At 62.8% G+C, this 14,266-nt stretch carries 8 protein-coding genes; all 8 read left to right on the forward strand.

Features of this window, described 5'->3' with window-relative positions:
* The first annotated feature begins 38 nt into the window (after nucleotides 1–38).
* Nucleotides 39–1,829 (forward strand): RagB/SusD family nutrient uptake outer membrane protein, encoded by a 1,791-nt coding sequence (locus tag E4631_RS14225; protein WP_133656621.1) that lies wholly within the window; start codon nucleotides 39–41, stop codon nucleotides 1,827–1,829.
* Between the two features lie 159 nt (nucleotides 1,830–1,988).
* Complete coding sequence (locus E4631_RS14230; protein ID WP_133656620.1) at nucleotides 1,989–3,572, forward strand: DUF5597 domain-containing protein; 1,584 nt, start codon at nucleotides 1,989–1,991, stop codon at nucleotides 3,570–3,572.
* Nucleotides 3,573–3,585: 13 nt separating this feature from the next.
* Entirely contained in the window at nucleotides 3,586–5,550 is a 1,965-nt protein-coding gene (locus tag E4631_RS14235; protein WP_133656619.1) for a sialate O-acetylesterase, read from the forward strand.
* Nucleotides 5,540–7,735, forward strand: a complete 2,196-nt coding sequence (locus E4631_RS14240) for a glycoside hydrolase family 3 N-terminal domain-containing protein (protein WP_133656618.1) — start codon at nucleotides 5,540–5,542, stop codon at nucleotides 7,733–7,735. Before E4631_RS14235 ends, E4631_RS14240 begins: the two co-directional genes overlap by 11 nt.
* Before the next feature lie 49 nt (nucleotides 7,736–7,784).
* Nucleotides 7,785–9,290 (forward strand): xylulokinase, encoded by a 1,506-nt coding sequence (locus tag E4631_RS14245; protein ID WP_133656617.1) that lies wholly within the window; start codon nucleotides 7,785–7,787, stop codon nucleotides 9,288–9,290.
* Nucleotides 9,291–9,328: 38 nt separating this feature from the next.
* A complete protein-coding gene (xylA, locus tag E4631_RS14250; protein WP_133656616.1) occupies nucleotides 9,329–10,645 on the forward strand; it encodes a xylose isomerase in 1,317 nt (438 codons plus the stop codon).
* 77 nt (nucleotides 10,646–10,722) lie between these two features.
* Nucleotides 10,723–12,792 carry a transketolase gene (gene tkt, locus E4631_RS14255; protein WP_133656615.1) on the forward strand — a complete coding sequence of 690 codons (2,070 nt, stop codon included), beginning with the start codon at nucleotides 10,723–10,725 and terminating at the stop codon, nucleotides 12,790–12,792.
* A gap of 330 nt (nucleotides 12,793–13,122) precedes the next feature.
* Nucleotides 13,123–14,208, forward strand: a complete 1,086-nt coding sequence (locus tag E4631_RS14260) for an endo-1,4-beta-xylanase (RefSeq protein WP_133656614.1) — start codon at nucleotides 13,123–13,125, stop codon at nucleotides 14,206–14,208.
* Nucleotides 14,209–14,266: the final 58 nt, after the last annotated feature.

Consider the following 14,266-nt stretch of genomic DNA (forward strand, 5'->3'; position numbering starts at 1 on the left):
AAACCACCCCATTCCCCATCCAATCCTTCGCAATCATCATGAAAAAAATAGTATTAGCTACGCTCGGCACGGCATTGGTGCTGTCGGCGGCCAGCTGTAACAAGGACATCCTGGACGAGAACGCGACGTCGGTGCTGACGCCCGCGTTCCTGCAAACCTCGCAGGGCGTCGAGGCCGGCGTAACGGGCGTATACTCGGGCCTACGCCAGGTGTACGGCAACGACGCGGCCACCTTCACCACCGAGGCCGGTACCGACCTTTGGACTACCGGCATCTCGGCTAGTAGCGGCCTGTCCGACTACGACAACAACTCCCTGACGCCGGTGGGCGACGGCTCGCACTCGTTTATCTGGACGGCGTGCTACCAGAAGATTAACGCCGCCAACGGAGTGCTGCGATACGGCCCTGATGCCCAGGGCCTGACGCCCACCCGCCTCACCCAGCTGCTGGCCGAGGCCAAGCTGCTGCGGGCCCAGTACTACTTCGTGCTGGTGCAGGACTTCGGCGACGTGCCGCTGTACACCAACTTTATCGACTCGCCCACCAAGGACATCAGCCGGGCCCCGCTGGCCGATGTGTACACCCAGATACTCAAAGACCTGACTGAGTCGCTGGCCACCATTGCCGATAAGCCTGCCCAGCCCGGCCGCGTAACGCGCGCCACGGCCCTGCACCTGCTATCCAAGGTGTACCTGACCCGCGCTACCTCGTCGGCCAAGCAGGCCACCGACTACGCCATGGCAGCCCAGTATGCCAAGGAGCTGATTGACAACCAGGGCCGCTATGGCCTAGGGCTGGAAGCTGACCCGGCTACCGTATTTGCCGAAGGCAATGAGAACGGCAAGGAGGTCATCTTCAACGCGCAGTTTAACAACGATGCCACGTTCACGGGCTTGGATGGCTTCACTTATGTGAGCGGCGAAAATGTGCTGGGCTTCCAGTACCGCAGCCGCTACGACAAGCTCCCCAACATGGCCCGCGACACGTACAATGGTCGCCCGTTTGCCCGCCACGTGCCCACGTACTTCCTCGAAAATTCGTACATCCTGCGCGACGCCAGCGGCAACGCGCTGGAGTCGGGCGCCGCGCTGCGCACCACCGACACCCGCTACAATAAGTGGTTTACGACGGTGTACACCGTGAATTCAAACTCGCCCAACGCCAATGGCGGCAGCACCAAGGCCGTCATCGGCGATACGGCCGCCTGGTACCCCGGCCGCGACCTGACGGCGGCGCAGCTCACGCGCATTGCCAACCGCACGCCGTATCCGTACATCGTCATTCAGCCTAGCCAGTACACCACGGAGTACTTCCCGACGCTCAACAAGTTCGACAGCCGCAACCGCTCGTCGCTCAACGGCTTCTCGACCCGGCCCAACATTATTTACCGCCTGGCCGAAACGTACCTGATGGCCGCCGAGGCGTACTTCTACCTCGGCAACACCGCCCAGGCTGCCACTTACCTCAACGTGGTGCGTGAGCGCGCCGCTGCCGCCGGCAAAAAAACGCAGATGGACATTACGGCCGCGCAGGTGAATATCGATTTCATTCTGGATGAGCGCGCCCGCGAGCTGTGCGGTGAATTCACCCGCTGGTACGACCTGAAGCGCACAAATACTGCTAGTGGGGCCAATGAGCTGCTCACGCGCGTTCGCAACACCAACTATGCGCCCGCGCTGCGCTCGGTAACGACGGCAGGCTTCACCAAGGGCGGGGTGTATGGCTCCAACGCGGCCATCAACATCAAAGATTTTCACGTGCTGCGGCCCATTCCGCAGAGTGAAATTGACCGCACTAGCGGCAAGCTCACTCAGAACACTGGGTACTAACCATAGCTAATCAGCGCTACCGGGCCGCGTTCGTGCGGCCCGGTAGTCACTGGCTACCTCGTTTTAAGCTAGTTCAACGCTCCACCGGAAGTCGCTTTAAAGTAGAGAATCTTGAGTGCTACAAATTTGCTAGGTAAGCTTCTGACAATCATCTTGGTTATGCTGAGCGCCCTGGGTACCTATGCCCAGAGCGCCCTGCCCCACCTGGTGAAAGTCGGGCCCAGCACGCAGCTGGTAGTCGACGGCAAACCCTATTTTATTTTGGGAGGCGAGCTAGGTAACTCGGCTGCCTCCAGCACGGCCTACATGCAGCCCATCTGGCCCCGGCTTAAGGCCATGCACCTGAACACGGTCATTGCGCCCGTGTACTGGGAATTGCTGGAGCCCACCGAGGGTAAGTTTGACTTTACGCTAGTAGATGACCTGCTGCGCGACGCCCGCCAGCACCACATGAAGCTGGTGCTGCTGTGGTTCGGAGCCTGGAAAAACAGCATGTCGTGCTACGCCCCGGCCTGGGTGAAAACCGATATCAAGCGCTTCTCGCGCATCGAGAGCGACCAGGGCGTGCCGGAGGAAATTATGACGCCCTTCGAGCCACGTAACCTGGAGGCCGACCGCCGGGCCTTCGTGCAGCTGATGCAGCACCTGAAGGCCGCCGACGGCCAGCAGCACACCGTAGTCACGGTGCAGGTCGAGAATGAGATTGGCATGCTGCCCACTGCCCGCAGCTACGACGCTCGCGCCAACGCGGCGTTCAAACAGCCGGTGCCGGCGCAGCTGCTCACCTATTTGCAACGAGAAAAGAAGAACCTGAAACCCGAGTTTGCGGCCGTGTGGCAGCGGCAGGGTTTCAAAACCAAGGGTAACTGGGAGGAGGTTTTCGGCAAAAGCCTGGCTACCGACGAGATTTTTATGGCCTGGTACTACGCCACTTATACCAACGCCGTGGCGGCGGCCGGCAAAGCCGCCTACCCCCTCCCAATGTACGTGAACGCGGCCCTGAACCGGCCGGGCGTGGCGCCGGGCAAGTACCCCAGTGCTGGGCCCCTGCCCCACGTCATGGATGTGTGGCTGGCCGGGGCCCCTGCCATTGACATCCTGGCGCCCGATTTTTATAACCCCGATTTCAAGCATTGGTGCGATTTGTATACCCGCGGCGGCAACCCGCTGTTCATCCCCGAAATTCGCTTTGAAGAGGGGGTAGCGGCCAAGGCGTTTTTCGCCTTTGGCAATTACAACTGCCTCTCATTCTCGCCCTTCGCCATCGAGGGCAGCGACACGCTGAAGGGCGCGCCCATCGGCAAGGCGTATGAGCTGCTGCAGCAGGTGGCGCCGCTGCTGGCCAAGTACCAGCCGGCCGGCCAGGTGCGCGGCTTTCTGGTGCAAAAAGACTCAGCAGCCCGCACCACTACGCTCGGCAACTACCGCTTCACGGCCAAGCACGAGTACACGCTGGGCTGGTCGCTGGGCGCCAAAAACGCCACTTGGACGCCCGGCGGCGGTCTGCTCATCGCGGTGGCGCCCGACGAGTTTTACCTGGTGGGCACGGGCCTCGTCCTCACCGCCGAGCCCCTGGCCACCGGCAAGCGCACCGGCTACGTGCGCGTAGAAGAAGGCCACTTTGCCGGCGAGCAGTGGGTGCCCGGCCGCCGCCTCAACGGCGACGAAGACCACCAGGGCCGCCACGTGCGCGTGCCCGGCAATGAGTACATGATTCAGCACGTAAAGATTTACACATATTAAGTTGTAGCGGCGTATGATACGGATTTCCTCCTTTGATACATGGCGCGGCGCGCTCACCTTGGCGGCTGGCCTGCTGGCAGCCGCGCCCGCCGCCCAGGCGCAGGTGCGCCTGCCGCGCCTGGTCAGCAATGGTATGGTGTTGCAGCGTGAGGCGCCGGTACGCATCTGGGGCTGGGCCAAGGCGGGCGAGGCCGTGACCGTGGCCTTCCAGGGCAAAAGCTACCGCGCCACTACCGGCGCCGATGGCCAGTGGCACGTGGCCCTACCCCCCCTCAAAGCCGGTGGGCCCTACGAGATGACCATCGACGCCAGCAACCACGTGGTGCTAAAGGATGTGCTGGTGGGCGACGTGTGGTTTTGCGCGGGGCAGTCGAACATGGAGCTGCCCATGCGGCGCGTGCGCGACAAGTACCCGCAGGAAGTGGCCACGGCCAACAACCCGCGCATCCGGCAGTTTGACGTGCCGATGCGCTACGACTTCCGGGGCCCCAAGGCCGATGTGACGGGGGGGAACTGGGTGGCGGTGACACCCGAAACGATATTGAACTTCACGGCGGTGGGCTACTTCTTCGCCAAGGAAATCAACGCCAAGTACCAGGTGCCGGTGGGCCTGATAAAGGTGGCCGTGGGCGGCTCGCCCGCCGAGGCCTGGCTGAGCGCCGACGCGCTAAAGCAGTTTCCTAAATACGAGCAGCAAGTCGCGCCCTACCGCGACAGTGCGGCGGTAGTCGGCATTAAGCAGCGCGAGGGCGCCGCCGTGGGGGCCTGGTATCAGCGCCTGCACCAGGCCGACCAGGGCGAGGCCCCCGGCCAGCCCAAGTGGAGTAGCGCCGGCTACGACGCCAGCGCCTGGCCCACCATGAATGTGCCCGGCTACTGGGCCGACCAAACGCCGCTGGGCATGGTAAACGGCGTGCTGTGGTTTCGCAAGGAAGTGGAAGTGCCCGCCGCCATGGCGGGCCAGGCCGGCCGCCTGGAGCTAGGCACGCTGGTCGATGCCGACTCGACCTACATCAACGGCCAACTGGTGGGTAGTACAGCCTACCAGTACCCGCCGCGCAAGTATGATTTTGGCCCTGGCATATTAAAAGCTGGCAAGAACGTGATTACGGTGCGCCTCATCAGCAACGGCGGGCGCGGCGGCTTTACCAAGGAGAAGACCTACCAGCTCACGGCCGGCGGGCAGTCACTCGACCTGCGCGGCCCCTGGCAGTATAAGCTGGGCGCGACTACGCCGCCCACGCCGGGCACGACCACGTTTCAGTACCAGCCCGGTGGGCTGTATAATGGCCTAGTGGCCCCGGCGCTGCCCTACGCCCTCAAGGGCGTGCTGTGGTACCAGGGCGAGAGCAACGTGGGCCGCCCGGCCGACTACTACGCCCTCACGTCGGGCATCGTCACCGACTGGCGCAAGCAATTTGCCCAGCCCAACCTGCCGTTTCTCTACGTGCAGCTGGCCAATATCAACGCCGCTAAAAAGGAGCCCGGCGAGAGCAACCAGGCCCTGGTGCGCGACGCCCAGCGCCGCCTGCTGGCCTTGCCCCACACCGGCATGGCCGTGATTTCGGACGTGGGCGAGTGGAACGACATCCACCCCCTCGACAAGCAGACCGTGGGCCACCGCCTGGCCCTGGCCGCCGAAAAGGTAGCCTACGGCGACGCCAAGGTGGTGGCCTCGGGGCCCCTCTACCAAACGATGAAAACTACCGGCAACCAGGCTACGCTCACATTTGGGGGGGTAGGGACCGGGCTGGTAGCCAAGGGCGGCGGGCCGGTGGAAGGCTTCACCGTGGCCGGGGCCGACCATAAGTTTGTGCCCGCCCAGGCCCGAATCGAGGGGGGTAGGGTAGTAGTGAGCAGCGAGCAGGTGGCAGCGCCCGTGGCCGTGCGCTACGGCTGGGCCGACAACCCTGAGGGGGCAAACCTGTACAACAAAGAAGGACTTCCCACCTCCACCTTCCGCACCGATGACTTCTAAACTGCCTTTTCTGCTGCCCGGCGCGGCGCTGTGGGCACTGAGCTTCGCGGCCCAAGCCCAGACCACGCCCGTGTTCCGCGACGTGAAGCAGCCGCTGAGCGCGCGAGTGAATGACCTGATTAAGCAGCTTTCGCTGGAAGAAAAAGCCCAGCAGATGCTCGACCAGAGCCCGGCCATTGCGCGCCTGGGCATCCCGGCCTACAGCTGGTGGAACGAGGCGCTGCACGGCGTGGGCCGCTCGGCCCCGGCCACGGTGTTTCCGCAGGCCATCGGGCTGGGGGCCACGTTTGACGACGGCCTGGCGCTGCGCGAAGCCACCGCCATCTCGGACGAGGCGCGGGCCGTGTACAACGCCGCCATCGCCAAAAACCACTACGTGAAGTACGGCGGCCTCACTTTCTGGACGCCCAACATCAACATCTTCCGCGACCCGCGCTGGGGTAGGGGCCAGGAAACCTATGGTGAAGACCCCATCCTGACCAGCCGCATGGGCGTGGCCTTTGTGCGCGGCTTGCAGGGCGACGACCCCAAGTACCTCAAGGTGGCGGCCTGCGCCAAGCACTACGCCGTGCACAGCGGCCCCGAGCGTCTGCGCCACGAGTTCAACGCCGAAGCCTCGCCCCAGGACCTGCGCGAAACGTATCTGCCCGCCTTCAAAGCCCTGGTGCAGGACGCGAAAGTGGAGGCCGTAATGTGCGCCTACAACGCCACCAACGGCGAGCCCTGCTGCGGCAACGAGTTCCTGCTCGACCAGGTGCTGCGCAAGGAGTGGGGCTTTCGGGGCCACGTGGTGAGCGACTGCGGGGCCCTGGATGACCTTTATCAAGGCCACAAAACCGTCAAGACCAAGACCGAAGCCGCCGCGCTGGCCCTCTCGCGGGGGGTAGACCTGAACTGCGGCGACACCTACACCAAGCTGCCTGAGGCCGTACGCCAGGGCCTGCTCAAGGAAACGCAGGTGGACAGCGCGCTGGCCATTTTGCTGCGCACGCGCTTCAAGCTGGGCTTGTTTGACGGGCCCAGCGCTACCCCCTACGACAAGCTCGGGCCGGAAGTGGTGAACAGCGCCGCCCACCGGGCCCTAGCCCGCGAGGTGGCCCTCAAGTCAGTGGTGCTGCTCAAAAACAATGGCGCGCTCCCACTGCGCCCCGACCTGGGCAAGTACTTCGTGACCGGCCCCAACGCCACCAGCGTGGAGGCGCTGCTCGGCAACTACTACGGTGTGAATGGCCAGATGAGCACCATCCTGGAAGGCCTGGTGAGCGCGGTGCAGCCCGGCAGCCAGATTGAGTACAAGCAGGGCGCGCTGCTCGACCGGCCCAACATCAACCCCATCGACTGGACTACCGGCGAGGCCAAGCAGGCCGACGCCATCATCGTGGTGCTGGGCATCACGGGTGTGCTGGAAGGGGAGGAGGGCGAGTCCATCGCCTCGGCCCACGCCGGCGACCACCTCGACTACGACCTGCCCCAGAATCAGATTGACTTTCTTAAAAAGCTGCGCCAGGGCAGCAAAACGCCCATTATCGCCGTCGTGACGGGGGGTAGCCCCATGAACCTGGCCCAGGTGCACGAGCTGGCCGATGCCGTGCTCCTGACCTGGTACCCCGGCGAGGAAGGCGGCAACGCCGTGGCCGACCTGGTATTTGGCAAGGCCTCGCCCTCGGGCAAGCTGCCCGTTACGTTCCCCAAGAGCCTGGCCCAGCTGCCCGCCTACGAAAGCTACGCCATGGCCGGCCGCACCTACCGCTACCTCGCCGCCGAGCCCATGTACCCCTTCGGCTTCGGCCTCAGCTACGGCAAGTTTGGCTACTCAAACCTGAAGTTTGCTAAGGCAAAAATCGGGAAGCAGGAGTCGGCCGAAGTCACGGCAACCGTCACCAACAGCGGCCCCGTAGCCGCCGACGAGGTGGTGCAGCTCTACCTCACACACCCGCCCAAGGCCGGCGCCCAAACGCCGCTGTTTGCCCTCAAGAACTTCCAGCGCGTCACACTGCAGCCGGGGGGTAGCACGCAGGTGAAATTCACCCTCACGCTCGCGCAGCTGGCCCTCATTGGCAAAGATGGCGCCGCCTACGCCCCGCGCGGCCCGGTCACGGTGTACGTGGGCGGCTCCCTGCCCTCGGCCCGCAGCCTGGCGCTGGGCGCGGCCAGGCCGGCGTCGGCGCTACTGACCATCAAATAATTATGAAAAGTGAAACTCATAATTCATAACTTATAACTCATAATTAAAAATGAAATATCTTCTCGGCTACGACATCGGTAGCTCTTCCATCAAAGCCTCCTTGCTCGACATCGCCACCGGGCGCTGCGTGGCCGCCGCCACCTCGCCCGGCACCGAGATGGAGATGGCCGTGCCCCAGCCCGGCTGGGCCGAGCAGCGCCCCGAGCGCTGGTGGCAGGAAGTCATCAACGCCACCAAAAAGCTGCAAGCCAGCTACGGCTTCGACGCCACGCTGCTGGCCGGCATCGGCATCACCTACCAGATGCACGGCCTCGTGCTGCTCGACAAAGAGGGCCACGTGCTGCGCCCCGCCATTATCTGGTGCGACAGCCGGGCCGTGGAAATCGGCAACGACGCCTTTGCCGGGCTGGGCGAGGAGTTTTGCCTGCAGAATTTCCTGAACTCGCCGGGCAATTTCACGGCCTCCAAGCTGAAGTGGGTGCGCGAAAACGAGCCGGAGATTTACGCCCAGATTCACAAGATTCAGCTGCCCGGCGACTACCTGGCCTACCAGCTCACGGGCCAGATGCAAACCACCGTTTCGGGCTTGTCGGAGGGCGTGTTCTGGAATTTCAAGCGGCAGGCCATTGCCCAGGAATTGCTGGACTACTACGGTATCAGCGCCGACTTGCTGCCCGAGGTGGTTGATACGTTCTCGGTGCAGGGCCACCTTACGGCCGAGGCGGCTCAGGTACTGGGCCTGGCGGCCGGCACGCCCATCAGCTACCGCGCCGGCGACCAGCCCAACAATGCCTTCTCGCTCAATGTATTGAACGCGGGTGAAGTGGCTGCCACGGGCGGCACCAGCGGCGTAGTCTACGGCATCAACGAAACCACTACGGCCGACCCGCGCTCGCGCGTCAACTCGTTTGTGCACGTCAACAGCACCCCCGAGCAGCCCAAAAACGGCGTGCTGATGTGCCTCAACGGCACCGGCATCCTCAACAGCTGGCTGCGCAAAACCGTGGGCAACCTGCCCTACGAGCAGATGAATGCGCTGGCCGCTCAGGCGCCCGTCGGGGCCGAGGGCCTGCTATTTTTGCCTTTTGGCAACGGCGCCGAGCGCATCCTCGAAAACCGGCCCGCCGCCGCCAGCCTCCACGGCTTGCAGTTCAACATCCATGGTCAGTCGCACCTCATCCGGGCCGCGCAGGAAGGCATCGTGTATGCCCTTAACTACGGCATGGACATCATGCGCGCCTCGGGCGTGCAGGTACAGAAAGTGCGCGCCGGCCACGCCAACATGTTCCTGAGCCCCGTATTCCGCGAGGCCTTCGTGAACTGCGGCAACGTGACGCTGGAGCTTTATGACACCGACGCGGCCCAGGGCGCGGCGCGCGGCGCGGGCATGGGAGCCGGCATCTACGCCAGCCCGAAGGAGGCCTTTAATGGCCTGGTCCTCATTAACACCGTAGAGCCTACCCCCTCCTTGCAAGCCCAATATCAGCAAACCTACAGCGACTGGCAGACCCTGCTGGCCCGCGAAACCCGGCCGGCGGAATTGCTGCTGGCATAAAACTAATCACTTCTAAAATTCCCCATTTCTCCATTCCCATGGCAACCTCCGAATATTTCAAAGGCATCGACAAGATTAAGTACGAAGGCCGCGAATCTGATAACCACCTGGCTTTTAAGTGGTACGACGAAAACCGCATGGTAGCGGGCAAGTCCATGAAGGACCACCTGCGCTTCGCCACGGCCTACTGGCACACGTTTGTGGGCACCGGCGGCGACCCGTTTGGCCCTGGCACCAAAAACTTTGCCTGGGACAGCAAGGGCGACATCTTGGGCCGCGCCAAAGACAAGGCCGACGCGGCGTTTGAGTTCTTCACCAAACTCGGCACGCCCTACTACTGCTTCCACGATATCGACTTGGTAGACGAAGGTTCGTCGCTGAGCGAGTACGAGAGCAACCTGGCGGCCATTGTGGACTACGCCAAGCAGAAGCAGCAGGAAACCGGCGTGAAGCTGCTGTGGGGCACGGCCAACGTGTTCTCGAACCCGCGCTACATGAACGGCGCCAGCACCAACCCCGACTTCCAGGTGGTGGCCTATGCTGCTACCCAGGTGAAAAACGCCATTGACGCCACCATCGCGCTGGGCGGCGAGGGCTACACCTTCTGGGGTGGCCGCGAGGGCTATATGACCCTGCTCAACACGGATATGAAGCGCGAGCAGGCGCATCTGGGCCAGTTCTTAAGCATCGCCCGCGACTATGCCCGCAAGCAGGGCTTCACCGGCAAGTTCTTCATCGAGCCCAAGCCAGCCGAGCCTACTAAGCACCAGTACGACTTCGACGCGGCCACCGTCATCGGTTTCCTGCGGGAGCATGGCCTGGAGAACGACTTCATGCTGAACCTGGAAGTGAACCACGCCACGCTGGCCGGCCACACCTTCCAGCATGAACTGCAAGTAGCCGCCGATGCCAACCTGCTCGGCAGCATCGACGCCAACCGCGGCGACAACCAGAACGGTTGGGACACCGACCAGTTTCCGAACAACCTGAATGAGCTGACCGAGTCGATGCTCATTATCCTGGAGCACGGCGGCATCACGCCGGGCGGCATCAACTTCGACGCCAAAACGCGCCGCAACTCGACCGACCTGGAGGACATTTTCGTGGCCCACATCGCTGGTATGGACACCTTCGCCCGCGCCCTCGTTACGGCCGATGCCATCCTGGAGAAGTCGGCTTACAAGAAGTTCCGCACCGACCGCTACGCTTCGTTCGACTCGGGCAAAGGCGCCGAGTTTGCCAAGGGTGGCCTCACGCTGGAAGACCTGCGCAAAATCGCGCACGAATCGGGCGAGCCTACCCCCCGCAGCGGCAAGCAAGAGTGGTTGGAGAGCATTATTAATCAATACATCTAGCGAAAAAATCGTGCAGGAGCGCGGGGCGGCCGTTCGCGTCGCGTTCCTTTGCGCTACCAATCATTTTCGCTTCAACCATGAGCAACCCCCAAGTTTCGATTGACGAGCTGAGCGTCAACACCATCCGCCTGCTGTCGGTAGATATGGTGCAGAAGGCTAATTCGGGTCACCCCGGCCTACCCCTCGGCGCCGCCCCAATGGCCTACGTGCTGTGGTCGCGCTTCCTACGCTTCAACCCTCAGGACCCGAAGTGGCCTAACCGTGACCGCTTTGTACTGTCGGCGGGCCACGGTTCAGCGCTGTTGTACAGCTTGTTGCACCTCTACGGCTACGACATGACCATCGACGACCTGAAGAACTTCCGGCAGATGGATTCCAAGACGCCGGGCCACCCTGAGTCACACATCACGCCCGGCGTGGAGGTGACGACCGGCCCACTCGGCCAGGGCTTCGCCAATGGCCTGGGTATGGCCATGGCGGAAGCGCACCTCGGTGCGGTGTACAACAAGGAGGGCCACGCGCCGGTGCAGGACCACTACACTTACGTGCTGGTGAGCGACGGCGACCTGATGGAAGGCATCGCCTCGGAGGCGGCTTCACTGGCCGGCCACTTGCAGCTGAGCAAGATGATTTATCTCTACGATGATAATAACATCTCGCTCGACGGGCCTACCAGCTTGACTTACACCGAGAATCCGATGAAGCGCTTCGATGCCTACTACTGGCACACGCAGCACGTACCGGACGGCAACGACCTCGACGCCATCGAAAATGCCATCAAGGTGGCGCAGACGGTGACGGACCGGCCCTCGATTATTGCGGTGCGCACCATCATCGGCTTCGGCTCGCCGCTGGCCGGCACCAGCAAGTCGCACGGCTCCCCGCTGGGCCCCGATAATGTGAAGGTCACCAAGAAGTTCTACGGCTTCGACCCCGAGCAGAGCTTTCAGGTGCCCGCCGAAGTGTACGAGCACCTCAAGCAGCCCGGCCAGAAGGGCGCCGAGCTGCAAAAGCAGTGGGATGCCGACTTCGCCACCTATGCCGAAGCTTTTAAGGACGAGGCCGCTATGTTCAAGCTGTCCTTCGACGGTCAGCTGCCCGAAGGCTGGGACAAGGACCTACCAACCTACACGCCCGCCGATGGCGAGCTGGCTACCCGCCAGGCATCGGGCAAAGCCCTGGACGCCATCAAGAAATCGGTGCCGTTTATGTTCGGCGGCTCGGCTGATTTGGCCTCGTCGAACGAGATGGATAAGTCGGGCAGCGACAGTTTCCAGCCCGCGCACCTGGCCAACCGCAACGTATGGTGGGGCGTGCGCGAGCACGCCATGGGCGCGGCCATGAACGGCATTGCCCACCACGGCGGCCTGCGTACCTACGGCGGTACCTTCCTCACGTTCAGCGACTACATGCGGGCGGCCATCCGCCTCACGGCCCTGGCCGAGAGCACGGCCACGTTTGTATTCACCCACGACAGCATTGGCTTGGGCGAAGATGGCCCTACCCACCAGCCGGTGGAGCAAGTGCTGGCCCTGCGCACCATCCCCAACATTGTGGTGCTGCGCCCCGCCGACGCCAACGAAAGCACCGAGGCCTGGCGCATCGCCATGACCACGCCCAAGTCGCCGGTCGTGCTCATCTTCTCGCGCCAGAAATTGCCGATTCTGGACCAGACCAAGCTGGGCTCGGCCCGCGAAGGCGTGGCCAAGGGTGCCTACATTTTGAGCGAGGCCGACGGCGGCCAGCCCGAGTTCATCCTCATTGCCACCGGCTCGGAAGTGAAGCTGGCGATGGGCGCGCAAGTGGAGCTGCAACAGGCCGGTACGCCTACCCGCGTGGTGAGCATGCCGAGCTGGGAGCTGTTTGAGCACCAGGATAAAGCCTACCGCGAAAAAGTGCTGCCGCCTACCGTGCGCAAGCGCCTGGCCATTGAGGCCGGCTCGCCCATCGGCTGGCATAAGTACACTACTGACGAAGGCGGCATCATTGCCATGAACCGCTTTGGCGAGTCGGCCCCGGCCGAGGAGCTGTTCGAAAAGTTCGGCTTCACGGTGGAGAACGTGGTGAAGCGCGCCCAGGGTGTGCTCGCCGGCCACCCCGAAGACCCGGCAACGGAGAAAAAGGAAGTAGTAGCCAAGGGCAACTAAGCGGCGCGTTGCGGGTGGCCGGGAATCGGCTGCCGGGCGCGTCGCAAATGCGGCCCTGCATTTCGATAACTGACCACCCGCAATCCACTCCGTTCGTGTCCGAAAACCTGATTTTTCGGCGGCCTGCTGGCCGCCGCCACTGGCTGAACCTTGCCGAAAGATCCCTATTTGAGCGGCTGAGCCGGCTCTTTTTACTATGCCCGTAGCTGGGCTGGCTTGCTGCCCTGTAGGGCTGGCGGCCAGCTCAGCTACGGGCATTTTTGTGCGCTTGACAGCCGAGAGGGGGTAGGGCGCGGAAGTAATAAAGAAGTTGTTAAACACGTCAGACTTATGAAAATTAACCTGTATGGCTGCGCCCTGGCCGGCTTGCTGGGTGCAGCGGCCCTCACTAGCAGCCAGCGCCCGCCCGCCGAAAAAGGCCTCAAAGACTACTACAAAAGCTACTTTCCCATTGGGGTGGCAGTGTCGCCGCGGGCCTTGCAAAATCCGGCCGAAGTAGCGCTTATCCTCCAGCAGTTCAACAGCCTCACGCCGGAGAACGACATGAAGATGGGCCCCATCCACCCCGAAGAAAACCGCTATAACTGGGGACCCGCCGATGCCATCGTGGACTTTGCCCAGGCCCACCACCTCAAGGTGCGCGGCCACAACCTGTGCTGGCACGAGCAGACGCCCAAGTGGATTTTTAAAAACGCCGACGGTAGCCAGGTGAGCAAAGCGGTGCTGCTCAAGCGCCTGCACGACCACATCGACGCGGTAGTGAAGCGCTACAAGGGCAAAATCTACGCCTGGGACGTAGTGAACGAGGCCATTGCCGACAACCCCAACGAATTTTTGCGCGACTCGGACTGGTATAAAATCTGCGGCGAGGACTTCATTGCAGAGGCCTTCCGCTACGCCCACGCGGCCGACCCCAAGGCCGTACTTTTCTACAACGACTACAATACCGAGCGGCCCGAGAAGATGGAGCGCATCTATAAGCTGCTGAAGAAGTTGAAGGATACCCACGTGCCCATCGACGCGGTGGGCCTGCAGGGGCACTGGTCGCTGGTGGAGCCCACCGAGCAGGAGCTGCGCACCACCATCGAGCGCTTTGGCTCGCTGGGGCTGAAGGTGCAGGTGACGGAACTCGACGTGTCGGTGTATCCTTGGGAGAAGGACCGCCGCGCCAAGCGCCCCGACGAGTCAGACGCCTACACGCCCGAGATGCAGACCAAGCAGGCGGCGCAGTACGCCATGTTTTTCAAGGTGTTTCGCGACGAGGCTAAGTACATGACGGGCATTACGTTCTGGAATATCTCCGACCATTACTCGTGGCTTGATACCTACCCCGTGGCGGGCCGCAAAAACCACCCGCTGCTGTTCGACGAGCAGTTTAAGCCCAAGCCGGCTTACTACGAAGTAGTGAAGTTTTAATACCCTGACGGCCGCTCCCGGCTCCGGCTTCCTACCCTCCATTCGGGAGAGGGTTGGA

The organism is Hymenobacter sp. UV11 (genome assembly GCF_004684095.1).
Classification (GTDB): Bacteria; Bacteroidota; Bacteroidia; order Cytophagales; family Hymenobacteraceae; genus Hymenobacter.